This window comes from Kaistia nematophila, from assembly GCF_026343855.1.
GTDB lineage: Bacteria > Pseudomonadota > Alphaproteobacteria > Rhizobiales > Kaistiaceae > Kaistia > Kaistia nematophila.
Genome location: NZ_JAPKNK010000007.1, coordinates 272,234 through 291,576, shown reverse-complemented (window position 1 = coordinate 291,576; position 19,343 = coordinate 272,234). Strand labels below are relative to the sequence as shown.

Sequence of the window (19,343 nt, the reverse complement as noted above, 5' to 3'; positions counted from 1 at the left end):
GCCGCGGCCGGGTTCGCGGGGAGCGGCGATCAGGGTATCAGCACCGTGTTGATGACGTGGATCACGCCGTTCGACTGGTTGACGTCGGCGATGGTGATGCGCGCCTTGTCGCCCTTGGCGTCGATGACCCAGATCTTCTTGCCGTCGACCTGGAACTTGAGCGGCTCGCCCTGCACGGTCTTGTATTCGGCCATGCCGTTCATCTTCTTGGCTGCCTTCATGATGTCGGCGGCGGAAATCTTGCCGGGAACGACATGATAGGTCAGCACGGCGGTCAGCTTGTCCTTGTTGGCCGGCTTCAGGAGGGTGTCGACCGTGCCGGCCGGCAGCTTCGCGAAAGCTTCATTGGTCGGCGCGAACACGGTGAACGGCCCCGGTCCCGCCAGCGTATCGACCAGGCCGGCGGCCTTCACGGCGGCGACCAGCGTGGTGTGATCCTTCGAATTGACCGCGTTTTCGACGATATTCTTGTTCGGATACATCGGCGCGCCGCCGACCATCACGGTCTTGGCGATGACGGGGGTTGTCGTCATGGTGGCGCCGCCGAGCGCGATGGCGGCAATTGCGGCGGCACGAACGATCTTGGCAAATCGGGACATCAGTCTTCCTCCTGTCGCGTCGGGGGCCTCCCCGAACGTCGATGCACATCCAGCTTTTCCGAAGCCGCGTCACGGAGCCGCCAATAAAACCAGGATCAGGCAACGGGATACACTTGCCGAAGATCGCACGACCGGGGTGCGAGCCTCATGCCTATACAGATCATGGCCTTTATGGATTGGTTCCGAAGCGTTCTTCCACACACCTATACGGCGCAACGCCAAAACAGTTTCAGCGAGCTCGATAAAAATCGTCGATGACGACGACGGCCGACACGGACGGGAGAAATTCCGCCTCGCCCGAAGGCGCTTCGATGGCACGCGATTGCTTGCGCCGGCGAAGCACGCGCCATAATGTCCGCGCCGAGTGGAGTTCCCTATGAAACCGACCAATCCCGTCTTTACCGGCCTTCCCACCACCATTTTCGAAGTGATGTCGCGGCTCGCGATCGAGCACGGATCGATCAATCTCGGCCAGGGCTTTCCCGATGTCGACGGACCGGAGGACGTGCGGCGCGCGGCTGCCGAGGCGCTGATCGCAGGGCCGAACCAGTATCCGCCGATGATGGGGGTGCCGGCGCTCCGCCAGGCCGTCGCCGCCGCCAACAAGCGCTTCTACGGTCTCGACATCGACTGGAAGACCGAGGTTCTGGTCACCTCGGGCGCCACCGAGGCGCTTGCCGACATCTTCACCGCGATCATCGAGCCCGGCGACGAGATCGTCGTGATCGAGCCGCTCTATGACTGCTACCTGCCGATGATCCGCCGCGCCGGCGGCATCCCGAAACTGGTGCGCGTGACGCCGCCGCATTGGGAACTCGACACCGGCGCGTTGGCCGCCGCCTTCTCGGACCGGACCAAGGCGATCCTCATCAACAATCCGATGAACCCGGCCGCCAAGGTGTTCACGCGCGATGAGCTGACCTTCATCGCCGAGCTCTGCGTGCGCCACGACGCCTATGCGATCTGCGACGAGGTCTACGAACACATCGTCTTCGACGGTCGCGAACACATCCCGCTGATGACGCTGCCCGGAATGCGCGAGCGCGCCATCCGCATCGGCTCGGCCGGCAAGACCTTCTCGCTGACCGGCTGGAAGGTCGGCTATGTCACCGCGACGCCGCGCCTGCTCGACCCGATCGCCAAGGCGCACCAGTTCACCACCTTCACGACGCCGGCGGCGCTGCAGCAGGCGGTGGCCTATGGCCTCGGCAAGGACGATTCCTATTATGCGGGCCTTGCCGGCGACCTGGAGAAGAAGCGCGACCGCCTCGCGGCCGGGCTGTCGGCGCTCGGCTTCGGCGTCGTGCCCTGCGCCGGCACCTATTTCGTCACCGCCGATTTCGCGCCGCTCGGCCTCTCCGGCAGCGATGCCGAGATCTGCCAGCGCATGACGGTGGAGGCCGGCGTGACAGCGGTTCCGGTCTCCGCCTTCTATGATGGCAACGCCCCGGCGACCTTCGTGCGCTTCTGCTTCTCGAAGCGCGACGAAATCCTCGACGGCGCGCTGGAACGGCTCGGCGCCTGGATCTCCACGCGCGTGAAGGCGGTGGCGTAGCGCCACCTCCCCTCATCGGGCGCCGGCGGTCACTCCGCCGGCAGCAGATCGCCGACGAACACGACCGGCCCGGTCGCCTGGCCGGTCGGCGAGCCGCCCTTCGGCTCGACCGAGATGGCGAGCTTCTCGCCCGGCTTCAGCGAGACGTTCATCGGCCTCAGGTCCGAAATGTTGTCGGCGACGCCCATCGAGACGGTCGGTCCCTCGGCCGGCACCTGCCAGAGCTCGAAACTCTTGTCCGGCGGCGGCGCGGCGCCGACGCGGCGCAGCCGGATCGTGCCCGAAGCGGTATCGACCGAGGCCACGAAGGCCGGCTTGCCGCCATCGCCGTTCAGCACCGCGACATAGCTCATGCCGGCCGTGGTCGGCGGCGCCACCTCGCGCTCGCTCAGGACGAAGATCGCAAGGCCCGCGGCGATGGCGCCAAAACCGATCGTGGCGACGCGCAGCCGGCGCACGGTGCGCTCCAGCCTCAGAATGCGCGCGCCTTCCGCCAGCGCCGGGCCAACAGACCGGACGCGCGAGAGCAGCGCCGGCCAAAGCCCGGCGGGAGGCGCCTGTTCGCCGGCAGAATCGGCCAGCGGCTGCAGGCGCTCCGCCCAGTCGCCAATGGCCGCGCGCAGCTGGGGTTCGCGCGCGCTGCGCGCCTCGGCCGCTTCGCGTTCCGGCCGCTCGAGCGTGCCGAGCACATATTCGCCCGCCAGCCCGTCGATATCGTCGTCATCGGCCACCGAGGCACTCCTTCAAGGCGATCAGGCTCCGTCGCAGGATCGTCTTCACGGTCGCGACGGGCTTGTCGAAGCGGCGCGACAGTTCCTCCCGGCTATAGCCATAGCTATAGGCCAGCAGGACCATGCCGCGCCGATCGGGCTCCAGTCCTTCGAGGCAACGCCGTAACTCCGCCCCCGTCATGCCGTCCGTCGCCGTGCCGGGGGCCGGCAAGGTGTCGGCCAGCGCCTCGTCGATAACGACCGCGGTCTTCGATACGCGCTCCGGCCCCTTGCGGATGGCGTCGATCGCCGCATGGCGCGCAATCGTCGTCATCCAAGTCATGGGGGACGCTACCGACGGGTCGAAACGGTCGGCGTGGTTCCAGATCCGGACCCATGCCTCCTGCAGCGCCTCTTCAGCGGCTGCCTCACTGACAGCGATACGGCGGACCACGGCGAAAAGTTTCGCGGAAGTCCGGTCATAGAGCCCTTTGAAGGCGGCTTCGTCGCGCGAGGCGACCTCGCGCATCAGCGCGACCAGTTCCGCCTGTGCAGGTGCGTCGAAAACCCGTTGGATCAAGGTCGTCCTCCCGTCCCGGCCGATCGGGTTGGCTAAGTCTAGGCGAAACTCGGCGATCCGGCCATGGGCTCGACGATGGCGGAGAGAAGCCACGCATCGGAACGGCGCGCGATCCGCCTTGCTACCGCCCTCGGCGACCGCTACATCCCGCGCATGGCTCCTCCTCTGCTCCTCCTTCAGGACATCCGCCTCACCTTCGGTGGCCGTCCGCTCATCGAAAACGCGACACTCTCCGTCTCCGCCGGCGAGCGTCTTTGCTTTGTCGGCCGCAACGGCTCCGGCAAGTCGACGCTGCTGAAGATCGCCGCCGGCACGGTCGAGGCGGATTCCGGCACGCGCTTCGTGCAGCCCGGCGCGACCTTGCGCTACCTGCCGCAGGAGCCGGATCTTTCGGCCTATGCGACGGTGCGCGCCTATGTCGAGGCGGGCCTCGGGCCGGGCGACGATCCCTATCGCGCGACCATGCTGATGGAAGCGCTGGGCCTGACGGGCAACGAGGCGCCGGACCAGCTTTCCGGCGGCGAGGCGCGCCGCGCCGCGCTGGCGCGCGCCATCGCGCCGGAACCGGACGTGCTGCTGCTCGACGAGCCGACCAACCATCTCGACCTGCCGGCGATCGAATGGCTGGAAGAGACGTTGAAGTCGATGCGCTCGGCGCTCGTCCTGATCAGCCATGACCGCCGCTTCCTGGAGCGCCTGTCGAAGGCGACGCTGTGGCTCGACCGCGGCACGACGCGCCGGCTGGAACAGGGCTTCACCGCCTTCGAGGAATGGCGGGACAACGTCCTGCACGAAGAGGAAAAGGAGCGCGAGCGCCTCGACCGCAAGATCAGCCAGGAGCTCGACTGGGTTCGCTACGGCGTCACCGCCCGGCGCAAGCGCAACATGGGCCGCCTGCGCAAGCTCGAAGGCCTGCGCCAGGAGCGCCGCGACCAGCGCCGCGCCGTCGGCAGCGTCAAGCTCTTGGCGAGCGAGGGCGACGTTTCCGGCAAGTCGGTGATCGAGGCGATCGATGTCTCGAAGTCGTACGGCGAGCGCGCCATCGTGCGCGATTTCTCGACCCGGATCCTGCGCGGAGACCGCATCGGCCTCGTCGGCGCGAACGGCGCCGGCAAGACGACGCTGCTGAACCTGCTGACCGGCGTGCTGGCGCCCGACAGCGGCATCATCAAGCTCGGCACCAACTTGCAGATGGTGACGCTCGACCAGCGCCGCGAAAGCCTCGACGCCAACCTCCGCCTCGCCGACGCGCTGACCGAAGGGCGCGGCGACAACGTCATGGTCAACGGCCAGCCGCGCCATGTCATCGGCTACATGAAGGACTTCCTGTTCACGCCCGAACAGGCGCGCGCGCCGATCACGGCGCTATCCGGCGGCGAGCGCGGCCGTCTGATGCTGGCCCGGGCGCTCGCCCGTCCGTCCAACCTCCTGGTGCTCGACGAGCCGACCAACGATCTCGACCTCGAGACGCTGGACCTGCTGGAAGAGCTGCTCGACGACTATGAGGGCACGATCCTTCTCGTCAGCCACGACCGCGACTTCCTCGACCGCGTCGCCACCTCGGTGATCGTCGCCGAGGGCGACGGCCGCTGGACCGACTATGCCGGCGGCTACACCGACATGCTGGCGCAGCGCGGCGCCGCAGCGCCGACCCGCACCGTCGCCAAAACCGAGCGCAAGGACGACAAGAAGCCGGCCGCCGACAAGGCGCCCGCCTCCAGGGGCAAGCTCTCCTTCAAGCAGAAGCACGCGCTGGAGACGCTGCCGGCGAAGATCGAGGCGCTAACCGCCGAAATCGCGAAGCTGGAAGCGACGCTTGCCAGACCGAACCTGTTCGCCAGCGACCGCAAGGCGTTCGACACGGCGAATACCCGCCTCGCCGCCGCGCAGCATGAGCGCGACGCGGCCGAGGAGGAATGGCTGACGCTGGAAATGCTGCGCGAGGAACTCGCGGGCTAGGCTTCAAGCAAGCCCCTCACCCAACCCTCTCCCGCAAGCGGGCGAGGGCTTGTGGCCGGCGGCGCTTGCAGCGTGGAGCTCGATGTGTCGACAGGGTTCGGCGAGCCCCCTCACCCGCTTGCGGGAGAGGGTCGGGGTGAGGGTCTTCCCTACCCCATCCGCCGCACGCTCTCGCGCACGACGAGTTCGCAGGGCAGCCGCACCTTCGAGGTCGAGGGGCTGCCATCGCGCGCCGACGCCATCCGCCGCAACAGGTCGGCCGCGGCGAGCCGGCCCATCTCGGTGCGCGGCTGGCGCATCGTCGTCAACGCCGGATCGTAGTGCACGGCATATTCGGTATCGTCGAAGCCGATGACGGACACGTCGCCGGGAATGCTGACGCCGCCGTTCTTCAGCGCGCGCATGAAGCCCAGCGCGATTTCGTCGGCCGCCGCGAAGACCGCCGTCGGTTTGTCGGCGAGCGCGAAGAAGTCCCGCGCCGCGCGATCGCCCGAGGCGAAGTCGAAATTGCTGGCGCCGCGCCAGATCAGCGCCTCGTCGATCGGCAGGCCTGCTTCCCGCAGCGCGTCGCAATAGCCGCCGAGGCGCTCGTTCGCCTCGAGCCCGCCCTCGGCGCCGGGGATATGGGCGATGCGGCGGTGGCCCTGCGCGATCAGGTAGCGCACCGCCTCGGCCGAGGCGCCGCGATTGTCCACGTCGAACACGGAAAACTGCTCCGTGCCGGGGATCTCCGAAAACATCAGCGACATCGGCACGGTATCCGGCACCGACACGAATTCCTCGTCGCGCGGCACGTTGCCGGTGACGACCAGCACGCCGTCCACCTGCCCGGCGCGAATCACGCGGGCATAGTGGGTTTCGCGGCTGCGGCTCTGGCGGGTGTAGCCGATCAGCACGCCGTAGCCGCCCTCGGTGAACACTTCCTCCAGCGCGTTCAGCACGGGTGTGAAGAACGAGTTGCCGATGCCCGGCAACAGGACCAGCACCATCTTGGTCGATTTGGCGCGCAGCGAGCGGGCGGCGGCGTTGGGGGTGTAGCCGGTCTCGCGGATGGCGGCGAACACCGCCGCACGTGTCGCCTCGGTGACCCGGTCGGGCAGCGCGATGGCGCGACTGACCGTCGCCGTCGAGACGCCGGCCCGGCGCGCGACGTCCTGGATCGTCACGGTGCGAGGAGCGCCGTCCGCGTCCGCTTCTCGTGTTGGCACCTGGTTATCCCTTCCTGGAACGTTCCCCGATGAAGACGAGCACCGTTCCACTCTCCTTTCGCCAGGCGGCCCTTGGCCGTCCGGTCGCGTTTCCCCGCACCGGTAGCCGCTTCGCGGCAAAGCGAGCTAGCCGGATCTTTTCTTTTGCAGTGCAAAATAACTTTGCGTTGACAGCCGCCATGGGGAGTATACGGTAGATGTAATCGATTACAAGAATTCGGGCGTTTAAGTCCGACGGATCGGACGGACGTTCGCGAATTGGCGCCTTTGAGGAAAGGCGTTGAACCCCGGGAGGAGTAAGCATGAAGCATTTCACCAAGGCGCTGCTCGGTGCGGCAGCAGTCGTGGCCCTGATGGCCGGCCCGTCGGTCGCAGCCGAGAAGGCCGAGGTCATCCACTGGTGGACCTCCGGCGGCGAATCCGCTGCCGTGAAGGTGTTCGCCGACCAGTTCAACGCCGCGGGCGGTGACTGGGTCGACGCCGCGATCGCCGGTGGCGAAGCCGCGCGCGCCGCAGGCATCAACCGCATCGTCGGCGGCAACCCGCCGACCGCCATGCAGTTCAACACCGGCAAGCAGTTCGAGGACCTGGTCGCCCAGGGCCTGCTCAACAATCTCGACGACGTCGCCAAGGCCGACGGCTGGGACAAGTTCCTGTCGCCGGTGCTGGTAAAGGCGGTCTCGCGCGACGGCCACTACTATGCCGTTCCGGTCAACATCCACTCGAACAACTGGCTCTGGTACAACACGGCCCTGCTCGAAGCGAACAAGATCGAGCCGCCGAAGACCTGGGACGAGCTGTTCGCCGCCATGGACAAGCTGAAGGCCGCCGGCGTCATTCCGATGGCGCAGTCGGGCGACGCCTGGACGCAGCTCCTGCTCTTCAACGACGTCCTGCTCGGCGTCGGCGGCCCCGAGCTCTACATGAAGGTCTATCAGGACAACAACGCCGATGCGGTGAAGTCGCCTGAATTCGCCAAGGTCGCCGAGACGTTCGGCAAGCTGCGCAACTATGGCGACGAAGGCCAGCAGGGCCGCCAGTGGAACCAGGCCACGGGCCTCGTGGTCGGCGGCAAGGCCGGCTTCAACTTCATGGGTGACTGGGCCAAGGGCGAAGTCATCGCCGCCGGCCTGACTCCGGGCAAGGAAGTCGGCTGCGTGCCGGGCATCGGCAACCAGGTCTACTGGATCGGCGGCGACGTGTTCGTCTTCCCGAAGACCGACAATGCCGACGCCCAGAAGGCCCAGGCGCTGCTGGCCCACACCATGCTGACGCCGGAGACCCAGGTCGCCTTCAACGCGAAGAAGGGCTCCGTCCCGGTTCGCGGCGACGTCGACACGTCGAAGCTCGACGCCTGCGCCCAGGCCGGCCTCAAGCTGCTCGCCACCGAGGGCGCCTCGGTTCCGGGCTTCGACTTCCTGCAGACCCCGGACGCGATCGGCTCGATCCAGGATCTGATCGGCCAGTTCTGGACGACCCCGTCGCAGACCCCGGCCGACCTGCAGGCGAAGTTCGCCGAAATCATCGCCTCTGAGTAACAGGACAGCGACCCGGCCGGTTCTCCGGCCGGGTTTCCTCCTCGATCCGGCGCCGCCGTCAGGGTGAGCCGGTCCACGGCGAGTCATATCCGCCGCGCAATCGGAGTGCGTTATCTTGAAACCACGATTCCTACGCTTCTGGATGGCGCAGGTGGCGCTGACGCCTGCCTGGCTGATCGTGATCTTCGCCTATGTCGGAACCATCCTCTGGACCATCCAGATCTCGTTCACGAGCTCGAAGGTGTTCCCGGTTTCGAACTATGTCGGCTTCTCGCAATATACGCGGCTGTTCGGCTCGGATCGCTGGATCATCTCGGTCCAGAACCTCGCCATCTTCGGCGTGATCTTCATCATCGGCTGCCTGGTGCTGGGCTTCCTGCTGGCGGTATTCCTCGACCAGCGGATCCGCGCCGAGAGCATGTTCCGCACGATCTTCCTCTACCCCTACGCGCTGTCGTTCATCGTGACCGGCCTCGTCTGGCAGTGGACACTGAACCCGACGCTGGGCATCCAGCAGACCGTGCGCAACTGGGGCTTCGAGAGCTTCACCTTCGACTGGCTGACCCGCGGCGACCGCGCGATCTACGTCATCGCCATCGCCGGCATGTGGCAGGCCTCCGGCCTCGTCATGGCGATCCTGCTCGCGGGCCTGCGCGGCGTCGACACCGAGCTCTGGAAGGCGGCCAAGGTCGACGGCATCCCGACCTGGCGCGTCTATGTCCACATCGTCATCCCGATCCTGGCGCCGATGTTCGTCACCGCGACCGTGCTGCTCGCCACCGCCGTGGTGAAGGTCTACGACCTCGTCGTGGCGCTGACCAATGGCGGCCCCGGCATCTCGACCGAAGTGCCGGCCAAGTTCGTCATCGAATATCTGTTCCAGCGCCAGAACCTCGGCCTCGCCACCGCCGCCTCGACCGTCATGATGATCACGGTCCTCTGCGTCCTGGCGCCCTGGCTCTACGTGCAGTATTTCCGCCAGCCGAGGAGCGCCCACTGATGGCTTCCCTCACCGCCTCCGCGCCTATCGAGCCCTCGGGCCCGCGCCCGAAGCGCATCGGCCCCGCCCGCTACGGCGTCTACGCCTTCCTGATCATCTCGGCGCTGTTCTTCCTGATCCCGCTTTACGTCATGATCGTCACGTCGCTGAAGCCGATGGACGAGATCCGGCTCGGCAACCTGTTCGCGCTGCCGATGTCGCCGAGCTTCGACGCCTGGGTGAAGGCGTGGTCGCAGGCCTGCACGGGCCTCAACTGCAACGGCATCCATGTCGGCATGCTGAACTCGATCAAGATCCTGGTGCCGAGCGTCATCCTGTCGATCGCCGTCGGCTCGGTGACGGGCTACGCCCTCTCCTTCTGGCGGCCCAAGGGCGCCAACGTGCTGTTCGGCGTGCTGCTGCTCGGCGCCTTCATCCCCTACCAGGTGTTCCTCTACCCGCTCGTGCGCATCCTCTCGATGGTGTCGCTCTACAATTCGATCCCCGGCGTCGTGTTCGTGCACACGATCTTCGGGCTGCCGCTGATGACGCTGCTGTTCCGCAATTTCTACGCGGGCATCCCGATCGACCTGTTCAAGGCGGCGCGCGTCGATGGCGGCGGTTTCTGGGCGATCTTCCTGCGGCTGATGCTGCCGCTCTCGACACCGATCATCGTCGTCGCCGCGATCCTGCAGATCACCGGCATCTGGAACGACTTCCTGTTCGGCCTGATCTTCGCCGGGCGCGAGAACTTCCCGATGACCGTGCAGCTCAACAACGTCGTCAATTCGAGCTTCGGCGAGAAGGAGTACAACGTGAACATGGCTGCCACGATCCTGACGGCGCTCGTGCCTCTCTTCGTTTACTTCGTGTCGGGACGCTGGTTCGTTCGCGGCATCGCTTCCGGCGCCGTGAAGGGGTGATCCATGGCTAATGTCTCCATTCGCGACCTCGAGATCGAGTTCGGCAATCTCAAGGTCCTGAAGAACCTTGATCTGGAAATTGCGCCGGGCGAGTTCATCGTCCTGCTCGGACCGTCGGGCTGCGGCAAGTCCACCCTGCTCAACGCGGTCGCCGGCCTGCTCGACGTGTCGGCCGGCCAGATCTGGATCGGCGGCAAGAACGTCACCTGGGAGGAGCCGAAGAACCGTGGCATCGGCATGGTGTTCCAGTCCTACGCGCTCTATCCGCGCATGACCGTCACCGGCAATCTTTCCTTCGGGCTGAAGATGGCCAAGGTGCCGAAGGACGAGATCGACAAGCGCGTCGCCCGCGCCGCCAAGATCCTGCAGATCGAGCCGCTGCTGAAGCGTCGCCCTTCCGAGCTGTCGGGCGGCCAGCGCCAGCGCGTCGCGATCGGCCGCGCGTTGGTGCGCGACGTCGACGTGTTCCTGTTCGACGAGCCGCTCTCCAACCTCGACGCCAAGCTCAGGACGGAGCTGCGCGTCGAGCTGAAGCGCCTGCACAACGAGCTCGGCTCGACCATGATCTACGTCACGCACGACCAGATCGAGGCGCTGACCCTCGCCGACCGCGTCGCGGTGATGAATGGCGGCGTCATTCAGCAGCTCGCCTCGCCGAAGGAGATCTACCGCCGGCCGGTCAACCGCTTCGTCGCCGGCTTCGTCGGCTCGCCGTCGATGAACTTCATCAACGGCACGCTTTCGGTCGAGGGCGGCAGCGCCTCGTTCAAGCTGGCGGATGGCGGCCTCGTCGACCTCGCCGGCTATGAATTCGAAACCCCGCCCGAAAATGGCCGCCCGGCGACGCTCGGCATCCGGCCGGAGCAGATCGACCTCGTGCATCGCGAGGCGGGGGCGAAATCCCTGCCGGTCAACCTGACCCTGCTGGAGCCGATGGGCGCCGACAGCCTGGTCTGGGGCGACGTCGCCGGCACGCAGTTCTCGGTCCGCATCGACGGCGACGCGCATGTCGAGACGCCATCCAGGGTCGAGGCCTTCTTCCAGCCCGCCCACGCATCGATCTTCGATCTCGCGACGGGCCAGCGCCTCTAGCGCGGCCTTCGAGTCCGACGAACGCCGGATCGCGCCGACGGCGCGCTCCGATAAAGAATTGGATCGGTTCAGCCTTTCCATGAAAGGATGAAGCGCTTCAGCCAGACGACCCGACGCGGACCTCCAGGCCATCCGGCCGGAGGCCCTCGCCCCCCGCTCTCTACTGCCTGCGGTTCAAGGCGCTCTTCCTACGAACGGTTTCAAGAAAGACATCTCCATGTCGAAGCACAAGATCTCGTTTCAGCTCTATTCCGCCCGCAATTTTCCGCCGCTCGAGACCGTCCTCGAGGGCCTTGCCAAGATCGGCTATGACGCGGTCGAGCCCTACTACCCGCTCTATGGCGACGACGCCGCCGGCTACCGCAGGAAGGTCGACGCCGTCGGCCTCGTGACCCCGACCTTCCACGCGCCGCTCGACGGCGTCGTCGGCGAGACCAGCCGCTTCATCGACATCGCCAAGACCATCGGCGCCGAGGCGATCGTCATCCCCTATCTCGTCGCCGAACAGCGCCCGACCGACGTCGACGGCTGGAAGAAGCTGCATGACAGCTTCGCCGGCGCGGCGGAGAAGGCGAAGGCAGCCGGCCTCGGCCTCGGCTACCACAACCACGACTTCGAATACGTCACGCTCGCCGACGGCTCGCGCCCGATCGACCACCTGATCGGCAACGGCGTCGTCTCCGAGCTCGACATCGGCTGGGTCGCCCGCGCCGGCAAGGACGCCGCCGCCGAGATCGACAAGCTCGCCGACAGCACGATCGCCTTCCACATCAAGGACCTCGCCCCGGCCGGAACCGCCGAGGAAGACGGCTGGGCCGATGTCGGCCACGGCACGATCGACTGGAAGGCGCTCTGGCCGCATATCGAGAAGGCGAAGAACGCCAAGATCCTCGTTGCCGAGCATGACAATCCGGCCGACTGGAAGCGCTTTGCCGAGCGTTCCTTCGCGGCCATCAAGGCCCTGGTTTCCTGAAAGGCTCCCTCGACATGTCCAAGGTTCACCAGATCGGCCTGATCGGCGCCGGCAATATCTCGGAAGCCTATCTGAAGCTTGCGCCGCTCTTCCCCGGCACGAAGATCGTCGCGGTCGCCGACCTCTCGGCCGAGGCGGCCAAGGCGCGCGCCGGCCAGTTCGGCGTCCGCGCGCTGACCGTCGACGAACTCCTGAAGGATTCGGAGATCGACACGGTCATCAACCTGACCATCCCGGCGGCGCATTACGAAGTCTCGAACGCGATCCTCTCGGCCGGCAAGCACGCCTATTCGGAGAAGCCGTTCGCGCTCTCCGTCGAGGACGGCAAGAAGCTGGTGGCGCTCGCCGACGCCAAGGGCCTCAAGCTCGGCAGCGCTCCCGACACCTTCCTCGGCGGCGCGGGCCAGACGGCGCGCAAGATGCTCGACGATGGCAAGATCGGAAAGGTCATCGCCGGCACGATGCATGTGCTCAGCCGCGGCATGGAGATGTGGCATCCCAATCCGGGCTTCTTCTTCCAGCCCGGCGGCGGCCCGATCCTCGATCTCGGCCCCTACTACATCGCCGCCCTCGTCAACCTGCTCGGCCCGATCCGCACCGTCACGGCCGTCGCCACCAAGGGCTTCGAGGATCGCCTGGTCACGGCCGAAGGCCCGTTGAAGGGCAAGACCGTGCCGGTCGGCACGCCGACCACCATCAACGCCATCCTGCACTTCGTTTCCGGCGCGCAGGTGACGCTGACGGCGAGCTGGGACGTCTGGAAGCACGGCCACGTCAACCCGATCGAGCTCTATGGCTCGGAAGGCACGATGCTGGTGCCCGATCCGAACTTCTTCGGCGGCACGCTGCGCTATTCGGAGAAGAACGGCGACTATATCGAGGTCGACACCTCGGGCGCGCCGTTCGGCAAGTCCAACTGGCAGGACGGCAAGCATGCCAACTACCGCATGCTGGGCGTCGCCGACCTGCTCGACGCGGCCGACCATGGCCGCGAGCCGCGCTGTTCGGGCCGCGTCGCCCTGCACGCGCTCGACGCGATGGTGTCGATCCTCGACGCGGCGGCGCAGGAGAAGGTGATCACGCTGTCGACCACCACCGATCGCCCTGCCCCGCTGACCCAGGCCGACGCCGACCGCCTGACGGCGGCGCGCTGACCGGATCCGCCGCAGGACCAGGACGGCCACGCGCCGTCGCGACGACGTCGCCTTGACCGAATCGGAGGCCGTGATACCCATCACGGCCTCTCCTTTTCGGGATGGATTGCCGCCGTGTCGCATGCTCTGCCGAGCCTCTCCATCGTCGTCGAAATGGAGAATATCCGGACCGTCGAACCCGCCGTCCTGGGCATCGTCCTCGACAGTCTCGCCGCGCAGCTCTGGCCGGTCATGGGCCGCCTTGCGCGGCCGCCGCGCCTGATCTTCGTGCATCCCGGTGAGGCCGAGGCGAATGACGAGGTGCTGGCGCGAATCCGGCAGGACGGCCCTTCCCTCCGCTCGCTCGATATCCACGCCGTCGCGGTGCCGGACGGGCGCTACTACGAGATGAAGAACGCCGGCGCCGCCCTCGCCGAAAACGAGATCCTCATCTTCGCCGATTCCGATGCCCCGCCCGAAGGCGACTGGCTGCTGCAGCTGCTTGCGGCCTTCGAGGATCCCGAAATCGTCGCGGCGAGCGGCCGCACCTTCCTCAAGCACGACGACTTCCTGTCGCGCACGCTCGCCCTCACCTGGATTTTTCCCCTCGAGCACGGCGACGAGCAGGAAGCGCGGCAGGCCTTCATCTGGGCCAACAATGTCGCGTTCCGGCGCGACTGGTTCGCCGATGCCGGCGGCTTTCCCTATGACATAGGCTTCAAGTGCTCGTGCAGCCTCCTGGACCAGCGCCTGCTCGACGCAGGAAAGACCTGCATCCGCGTCAATGCCCGCGCCCGGCATGAGCCGCTGCGCGGCCTCCGCTTCGTCGCCTGGCGCGCGGGCGTCACCGGGCGTGACGACGACCGGAAATATCTTCTGCGGAAATCCGGACGCCGGCTGAAGCGCGTTCGCTATGCCATCAAGCGCTGGAACGCGATGATGTGGCGAACGACCCGGAAGGTCGTGACGAAGAGAAAGCTGGTCAACATGCCCGCCCGGGAGGTGCCCTTCGCGCTCCTGCTCGGCTGGACGTTCTACACCATCGCCTTCGCCAACCAGCTTGGCCGCGCCACCGGGCTGTCGACCGAGAAGGTCGAGCGCATCCCCGAGATCTTCGAGCCGCAATAGCGGCCCGACCGCCGAATGCCCTCTCGGCGCGGCGATCTTGTTCGCCGGCCCGCGGCTCCTTCGGGTCGAAATGACGAATGACAGCTAGTTGTCGGAGGCGAGCGCCGCGCGCTGATCCGGCGGCAGGTTCAGGAGCGCCTCGAAGGTGCGGGACTGCACCTGCTCCTGCATGGCGCCGACCTCGAGGCGGATGCTGCGCAGATGCGCGTCGATCGCCGCCTTGTCGGGAACGGGCGCGGCGACGAGCGTGTTCAGCTCGGCCCGCAGGGTCTTCAGCCGGTCGAGCCGGACCAGGATGTCCGGCTTCAGGGCGTCGAGCTGCGTCTCGATGCTCTTCACGGCGTCCGGCGACAGGCGATCCTTCAGCCAGCGCAGTTCGGTGCGGATGATGCGCGGGCCCTTGTCCTCGGCGTGGCGAAAGCGGATGAAATCCGTCACCGTCGCGCCGACGAAGAAGGCGTTGACGCCGAGCGACGCGACGAGGAGGCCCCACAGCAAGGCGCGGCGGGTTCGGGTTTCCATCTTGAACGCCATCAAAAATCTGCCTCCGACGGCCCGAAGACCAGCGTATCCAACTGCACGACATCGATCCGCTGCTGATCGGTATCGGCCGGGACCAGGTCGGCGAGCACGCTGCCGAGCGCGGCGGAAACCACCATGACGGCTGCGAGCGCCGCGATCCGGCGACGCCAGTGGATCGCCCGCGCGCCCGTCGCCTCCATCAGCTTCCTGGTGATCCGCTCGACCGAGCCGCTTTCCTCGATGCGCTGGTCGAGAAGCTTCGCCGCGCGCCGCAGCCGTTCGGCCTCCGCCACCGTGCGGTCGCGATACTGGCGGAAGTCGCGGTCGGCGAGCAGCGCCTCGCGCGCCCGGCGGACCAGCATCAGATCCGGCCACAAATTGAGGTCAGGCCCCCAGCGATCCACGGCGTCGTGCAGGTTGGCGGGACCGTTCGCCAGCTCGAAACGTCCCTCTCCCGATGCCTTGCTCATGATCGCTTTCCTTCCTGCCGATCGTCCTCGTCCCTGCCGCCAAGCAGGCTTCTGAGCCGGCGCCTGGCGCGGGCGAGGAGCGATTCATAGGCGTGTTCGCCAATCCCCATGATGTCCGCCGCCTCCGCCTGGCCCAGCTCCTGGAAGTGGGCCAGCACGATGACGGTTCGCTGTCTTTCCGACAGTTTTTCAAGCGCCGCCTGCACGATGCGGCCGTCGTCCATGCGCGTCAGGTGACGCTCCGGCGACGGTCCCTCGTCCTCGAGGATGTCGTCGAAGCCGTCGATGTCGACATGCGGCCGGCGGCGGCGCAGCCGGTCGATGGCGATGCGATAGGCCACCTGGTGCAGGAAGGTGCCGATCCGGGCGTTCGGCTCCCAGGTCGCCGCCTGCTTCCAGAGCCGCAGCAGCGCTTCCTGCACGACCTCCTCGGCCTCGGCGAGGTCGGAGAGCACGGAGGCGACGAACCGCGTCAGCTTCGGCGCCTCGGCCTGGATCAGGCGCGCAAACGCCCCTTCCTCGCCATCGGCCACCGCCTGCATGAGGGCGTGGTCGGCGCGGATCGCCGTGTCGTCATCGGGGTCATCCATGCCCGCCAAGTTCCGCGTCCGACCTTTCCCGTCGTCCTCGCCGGCGCTTTCGCCGGCCTTGCCGCCCGCGATCAGACGATAGCGCATTGCCGCCGGCGTGGCAGCCTTGCGGTCGGGATCATCGGGCTGGAGCCAGGCCACCGCAACCTCCCCTATTCCGCCGCGATCGACAGGGGATGCGGAGCCGGATTCTCGTCCGCCCGGCCGCGCTCGCGCCGACCCGCCTCGGCCGCTTCGACTGCGGCGAGCTCCGCCGCCAGGCGGTGCTCCTCGGCGATGCGCGGCTTGGAGAAGCGGGCGAGCAGGAGGAACGAGACGGGCGTCAGGAACAGCGTCGCCAGCGCCGAGACGCCGAGGCCGCCGACCATGATCCAGCCGAGCGCCGCGCGCGCCTCCGAGCCGGCGCCGCCCGTCAGGATCAGCGGCAGGCCGCCCAGAACCGTCGCGATCATCGTCATCAGCACCGGACGAAGCCGGACAAGGCAGGCGTTGCGGATGGCGTCATAGACCGACTGGCCCTCGTCGCGCAGCTGGTTGGCGAATTCGACGATGAGGATGCCGTTCTTCGCCATCAGGCCGACCAGCATGACGAGGCCGATCTGGGTGTAGATGTTGAGCGAACCGCCCGAGAGCAGGATGGCGTAGATGCCCGCCGCGACGCCGAACGGCACCGTGGTGAACAGGATCACCGCCGAGACGAAGCTCTCGAACTGCGCCGCCATCACCAGGAGGATGATGATCACGGCGAACAGGAAGGTCTGCAGGATGCCGCTCGAGGTCTCGTTCAGCGTCGCCGCCTCGCCGGTCAGCACGATGTTCATGCCGGTCGGCAACTGCTTGGCGGCCTCCTGATTGAGGATCTCCATCGCCGAGCCGAGGTCGACGCCGGGGCTCAGCGTCGCCGTGATCGGCACGGCGCGGCGGAGCGACTGGCGCGCCAGCGTCGGCGACGTCGCCTCCTCGCGGACGGAGATCACCGAAGAGAGCGGCACCATCGTGCCGCCGGCGGTGCGGACCTGGACGTTCATCAGGTCGCTCGGCGTCACGATCATGCCGTCGGGGGCAAGCGCCGTGATGTCGATCTTGTCGTCGCCGATATAGAAATTGCCCATGTCGGCGCCGGCGAGCAGCGTCGAGACGATGGTGCCGATATCGGCCACGGAGACGCCGAGGTCGGCCGCGCGGTCGCGGTCGATGTCGACCGAAAGCTGCGGCTGGTTCAGGTCGTAGTTCAGCTGGACGTTGGAGAAGGCGGGATTGGTGCCGAGCGTGGAGACCAGCTGCTGGGCCGCCTTGGTGATGCCGTCATATTCGACGCCGGTGACAGCGAAGGTCAGGCCCTGGCCGCCGCCGCGAATACCGAGACTGTTCGGCTGGCGCAGGTTGACGACGGCTCCCGGAATGGAGCGGATCTTCTGGTTGATCTCGGCCGCGATCTGCTGCTGGCTGCGCTGCCGCTCGCCCCAGGGGGCCAGCGTGATCATCATGAAGCCGTTGCTCGGGCTGCCGAAATTGCCCGCGACCGAGAAGACGTTGGTGGCCTCGCCGGATTTCAGCAGCGGATCGACGGCCTTCATCACCAGCGCCATCTGGCCCTGCGTATAGTCGACCGTCGCGCCCTGCGGCGTGTTCATGGCGATCATGACGGCGCCGCGGTCTTCCTGCGGCGTCAGCTGCTGCGGCAGCATCTCGAAGGCCAGCACAGCGCCGCCGGCAAAGATGGCGCTGATCAGGATGACGACGGCCGGCGCCTTCAGGCAGAAATCGAGCACGCGCTCATAGAGGCGATGGCCGACATTGCCGACGGCGTTGAGGCCGCGCTGCAGGAAATTGCCCCCCTCGCCATGGCCGTGGCCACCGCTGGTGTCGAGCAGGCGGGAGGCCATCATCGGCGCCAGCGTCAGCGCGACGAAGCCGGACAGGGTGACGGCGAAGGCGAGCACGAAGCCGAATTCGGAGAACAGCCGGCCGGCGGTGCCCTTGAAGAAGGAGATCGGCACGAACACCGCGACCAGCGTCGCCGTCGTCGAGATGACGGCGAAGAACACCTGCTTGGCGCCGAGCACGGCGGCGGCGCGCGCCCCCATGCCCTCGGAGCGGCGGCGGGCGATGTTCTCCAGCACGACGATGGCGTCGTCGACCACCATGCCGGTGGCGAGCACCAGGGCCAGCAGCGTCAGGATGTTGAGCGAGAAGCCCATCAGATACATCGCCGCGATCGTGCCGAGCAACGAGACCGGCACGGTGACGGCGGGGATCAGCGTCGAGCGCAACGAGCCGAGGAACAGGTAGATGACGCCAATGACGATGACGATCGCGAGCACGAGGCTGCGCTCGACTTCCTCGAACGAGCCGGCGATGAAGTCGGCGTCGTCGGAGGTGACGCGGACCGAGACGTCCTTCGGCAGCGTGACGGCCAGTTCCTCGATCGCCTTGCGCACCGAGGCCGAGATCTCGAGCGTGTTGGAGCTCGCCTGGCGGACGATGCCGAGGCCGACTCCGACCCGGCCATTGACCTGCACGCTGGAGGATTTCGCCGCAGGGCCGAACACGACGTCGGCGACGTCTCCCACGCGGGTATCGCCCTGGATGCGGATCGCCTTGACGTCGTCGGCGTTCTTCACGCTGGCGTCGGCGCGCACGAACATGTTGCGGTTCGTGTCCTTGAGATTGCCGGCCGGCACGTCGAGCGCGACGGTGGCGAGCGCCGTCTTCAGGTCCGCGACCGTCAGGCCGTAGGAGGCCAGCCGCATCGGGTCGATGTAGATCGAGATGTTGGGCGAGCGGTCGCCGTTGATCTGCACGTCCGCGACGCCGTCGACCGCCTTCAGCCGGTCGACGATGACGTCGTTCACCAGCTTGGTCAGGTCCTCGATCTTCAGCGTCGGCGAGGTGACGGCGAGCCGCATGATCGCGTCGCCATTGGTGTCGGCCTTGGCGATGGTCGGCGGGTCGGCATCGTCCGGCAAGTTGCGCTGCGCGTTGCCGACGGCGTCGCGAAGATCGTTGGCGGCGACGTTGATGTCGGTCGAATCGGAGAACTGCACCGTCACGCGGCTACGGCCGCTGGTCGATTGCGACTGGATGTCGGTCCAGCCGGTGACGCCGGCGGCGGCCTTCTCGATGACGCTGGTGATCTCCTTGTCCATCGTATCCGGCGTGGCGCCGGTATAGGTGGTGGTGATCGTGACGACCGGCTGGTCGATATTGGGCAGCTCGCGGATCTCGACGCCGCGATAGGCGGCGAGACCGGCGATGATGATCAGCAGGTTGGCGACGATCGCCAGCACCGGCCGGCGGACCGACAGCGCGGAGATGCCGCTCGTCGCGGCGCCGCCCTTCGGAATCGGATCATGCGTCATTTCGGAGCCGGCATCGTTCCGG

General features: G+C 67.0%; 17 protein-coding genes. 9 read left to right on the top strand and 8 right to left on the bottom strand.

The genetic code is table 11. The annotated features are described in order from the left end of the window. Nucleotides 1–29: 29 nt before the first annotated feature. On the bottom strand, nt 30–599 hold the full coding sequence (locus OSH07_RS17435; RefSeq protein ID WP_420909651.1) for a fasciclin domain-containing protein: 570 nt from the start codon (nt 597–599) through the stop codon (nt 30–32). 376 nt (nt 600–975) lie between these two features. Here OSH07_RS17435 and OSH07_RS17430 point away from each other — a divergent pair, with 376 nt between their 5' ends. After that, a complete protein-coding gene (locus tag OSH07_RS17430) occupies nt 976–2,154 on the top strand; it encodes an aminotransferase (protein ID WP_266339945.1) in 1,179 nt (392 codons plus the stop codon). Nucleotides 2,155–2,183: 29 nt separating this feature from the next. Here the strand turns inward: OSH07_RS17430 and OSH07_RS17425 are convergent, their stop codons facing one another. Both OSH07_RS17425 and OSH07_RS17420 read right to left on the bottom strand, forming a co-directional pair. After that, a complete protein-coding gene (locus tag OSH07_RS17425) occupies nt 2,184–2,885 on the bottom strand; it encodes an anti-sigma factor (protein ID WP_266339944.1) in 702 nt (233 codons plus the stop codon). Beyond that, a complete protein-coding gene (locus OSH07_RS17420; RefSeq protein WP_266339943.1) occupies nt 2,875–3,393 on the bottom strand; it encodes a sigma-70 family RNA polymerase sigma factor in 519 nt (172 codons plus the stop codon). The genes OSH07_RS17425 and OSH07_RS17420 overlap by 11 nt, the downstream gene beginning before the upstream one ends. Before the next feature lie 204 nt (nt 3,394–3,597). Here OSH07_RS17420 and OSH07_RS17415 point away from each other — a divergent pair, with 204 nt between their 5' ends. Beyond that, nucleotides 3,598–5,403, top strand: coding sequence for an ABC-F family ATP-binding cassette domain-containing protein (locus OSH07_RS17415; RefSeq protein WP_266339963.1), 1,806 nt, complete (start codon nt 3,598–3,600; stop codon nt 5,401–5,403). Nucleotides 5,404–5,552: 149 nt separating this feature from the next. Here the strand turns inward: OSH07_RS17415 and OSH07_RS17410 are convergent, their stop codons facing one another. Then, a complete protein-coding gene (locus OSH07_RS17410; protein ID WP_266339942.1) occupies nt 5,553–6,611 on the bottom strand; it encodes a LacI family DNA-binding transcriptional regulator in 1,059 nt (352 codons plus the stop codon). Between the two features lie 302 nt (nt 6,612–6,913). On the opposite strand from OSH07_RS17410, the gene OSH07_RS17405 reads away from it, so the two are divergent. From OSH07_RS17405 to OSH07_RS17375, 7 genes are all read left to right on the top strand, one after another. After that, nucleotides 6,914–8,149, top strand: a complete 1,236-nt coding sequence (locus OSH07_RS17405) for an ABC transporter substrate-binding protein (RefSeq protein ID WP_266339941.1) — start codon at nt 6,914–6,916, stop codon at nt 8,147–8,149. Nucleotides 8,150–8,264: 115 nt separating this feature from the next. After that, entirely contained in the window at nt 8,265–9,149 is an 885-nt protein-coding gene (locus tag OSH07_RS17400) for a carbohydrate ABC transporter permease (protein ID WP_266339940.1), read from the top strand. Further along, nucleotides 9,149–10,051, top strand: a complete 903-nt coding sequence (locus OSH07_RS17395) for a carbohydrate ABC transporter permease (RefSeq protein ID WP_266339939.1) — start codon at nt 9,149–9,151, stop codon at nt 10,049–10,051. The genes OSH07_RS17400 and OSH07_RS17395 overlap by 1 nt, the downstream gene beginning before the upstream one ends. Before the next feature lie 3 nt (nt 10,052–10,054). After that, entirely contained in the window at nt 10,055–11,143 is a 1,089-nt protein-coding gene (locus tag OSH07_RS17390) for an ABC transporter ATP-binding protein (protein WP_266339938.1), read from the top strand. Between the two features lie 217 nt (nt 11,144–11,360). Continuing rightward, nucleotides 11,361–12,116, top strand: a complete 756-nt coding sequence (locus tag OSH07_RS17385) for a sugar phosphate isomerase/epimerase family protein (RefSeq protein ID WP_266339937.1) — start codon at nt 11,361–11,363, stop codon at nt 12,114–12,116. Between the two features lie 14 nt (nt 12,117–12,130). Beyond that, the gene (locus tag OSH07_RS17380; RefSeq protein ID WP_266339936.1) at nt 12,131–13,270 is read left to right on the top strand and encodes a Gfo/Idh/MocA family protein; all 1,140 of its coding nucleotides are present in this window, start codon (nt 12,131–12,133) and stop codon (nt 13,268–13,270) included. A 114-nt stretch (nt 13,271–13,384) separates the two neighbouring features. Then, nucleotides 13,385–14,377, top strand: coding sequence for a glycosyltransferase family 2 protein (locus tag OSH07_RS17375; protein WP_266339935.1), 993 nt, complete (start codon nt 13,385–13,387; stop codon nt 14,375–14,377). A gap of 84 nt (nt 14,378–14,461) precedes the next feature. Here the strand turns inward: OSH07_RS17375 and OSH07_RS17370 are convergent, their stop codons facing one another. From OSH07_RS17370 to OSH07_RS17355, 4 genes are all read right to left on the bottom strand, one after another. After that, a complete protein-coding gene (locus tag OSH07_RS17370; protein WP_266339934.1) occupies nt 14,462–14,911 on the bottom strand; it encodes a periplasmic heavy metal sensor in 450 nt (149 codons plus the stop codon). After that, the gene (locus OSH07_RS17365; RefSeq protein WP_266339933.1) at nt 14,911–15,369 is read right to left on the bottom strand and encodes a hypothetical protein; all 459 of its coding nucleotides are present in this window, start codon (nt 15,367–15,369) and stop codon (nt 14,911–14,913) included. The genes OSH07_RS17370 and OSH07_RS17365 overlap by 1 nt, the downstream gene beginning before the upstream one ends. After that, nucleotides 15,366–15,959 (bottom strand): RNA polymerase sigma factor, encoded by a 594-nt coding sequence (locus OSH07_RS17360; protein ID WP_266339932.1) that lies wholly within the window; start codon nt 15,957–15,959, stop codon nt 15,366–15,368. Before OSH07_RS17360 ends, OSH07_RS17365 begins: the two co-directional genes overlap by 4 nt. A gap of 152 nt (nt 15,960–16,111) precedes the next feature. Beyond that, entirely contained in the window at nt 16,112–19,321 is a 3,210-nt protein-coding gene (locus tag OSH07_RS17355) for an efflux RND transporter permease subunit (RefSeq protein WP_266339962.1), read from the bottom strand. Between the last annotated feature and the right edge of the window lie 22 nt (nt 19,322–19,343).

What these genes read in the sequence shown, in the direction of transcription:
- OSH07_RS17435 (WP_420909651.1), bottom strand. Translation starts at nt 599, where the DNA reads ATGTCCCGATTTGCCAAGATCGTTCGTGCCGCCGCAATTGCCGCCATC.
- OSH07_RS17430 (WP_266339945.1), top strand. Translation starts at nt 976, where the DNA reads ATGAAACCGACCAATCCCGTCTTTACCGGCCTTCCCACCACCATTTTC.
- OSH07_RS17420 (WP_266339943.1), bottom strand. Translation starts at nt 3,393, where the DNA reads ATGCGCGAGGTCGCCTCGCGCGACGAAGCCGCCTTCAAAGGGCTCTAT.
- OSH07_RS17415 (WP_266339963.1), top strand. Translation starts at nt 3,598, where the DNA reads ATGGCTCCTCCTCTGCTCCTCCTTCAGGACATCCGCCTCACCTTCGGT.
- OSH07_RS17405 (WP_266339941.1), top strand. Translation starts at nt 6,914, where the DNA reads ATGAAGCATTTCACCAAGGCGCTGCTCGGTGCGGCAGCAGTCGTGGCC.
- OSH07_RS17395 (WP_266339939.1), top strand. Translation starts at nt 9,149, where the DNA reads ATGGCTTCCCTCACCGCCTCCGCGCCTATCGAGCCCTCGGGCCCGCGC.
- OSH07_RS17390 (WP_266339938.1), top strand. Translation starts at nt 10,055, where the DNA reads ATGGCTAATGTCTCCATTCGCGACCTCGAGATCGAGTTCGGCAATCTC.
- OSH07_RS17385 (WP_266339937.1), top strand. Translation starts at nt 11,361, where the DNA reads ATGTCGAAGCACAAGATCTCGTTTCAGCTCTATTCCGCCCGCAATTTT.
- OSH07_RS17380 (WP_266339936.1), top strand. Translation starts at nt 12,131, where the DNA reads ATGTCCAAGGTTCACCAGATCGGCCTGATCGGCGCCGGCAATATCTCG.
- OSH07_RS17370 (WP_266339934.1), bottom strand. Translation starts at nt 14,911, where the DNA reads ATGGCGTTCAAGATGGAAACCCGAACCCGCCGCGCCTTGCTGTGGGGC.
- OSH07_RS17365 (WP_266339933.1), bottom strand. Translation starts at nt 15,369, where the DNA reads ATGAGCAAGGCATCGGGAGAGGGACGTTTCGAGCTGGCGAACGGTCCC.
- OSH07_RS17360 (WP_266339932.1), bottom strand. Translation starts at nt 15,959, where the DNA reads ATGGATGACCCCGATGACGACACGGCGATCCGCGCCGACCACGCCCTC.
- OSH07_RS17355 (WP_266339962.1), bottom strand. Translation starts at nt 19,321, where the DNA reads ATGACGCATGATCCGATTCCGAAGGGCGGCGCCGCGACGAGCGGCATC.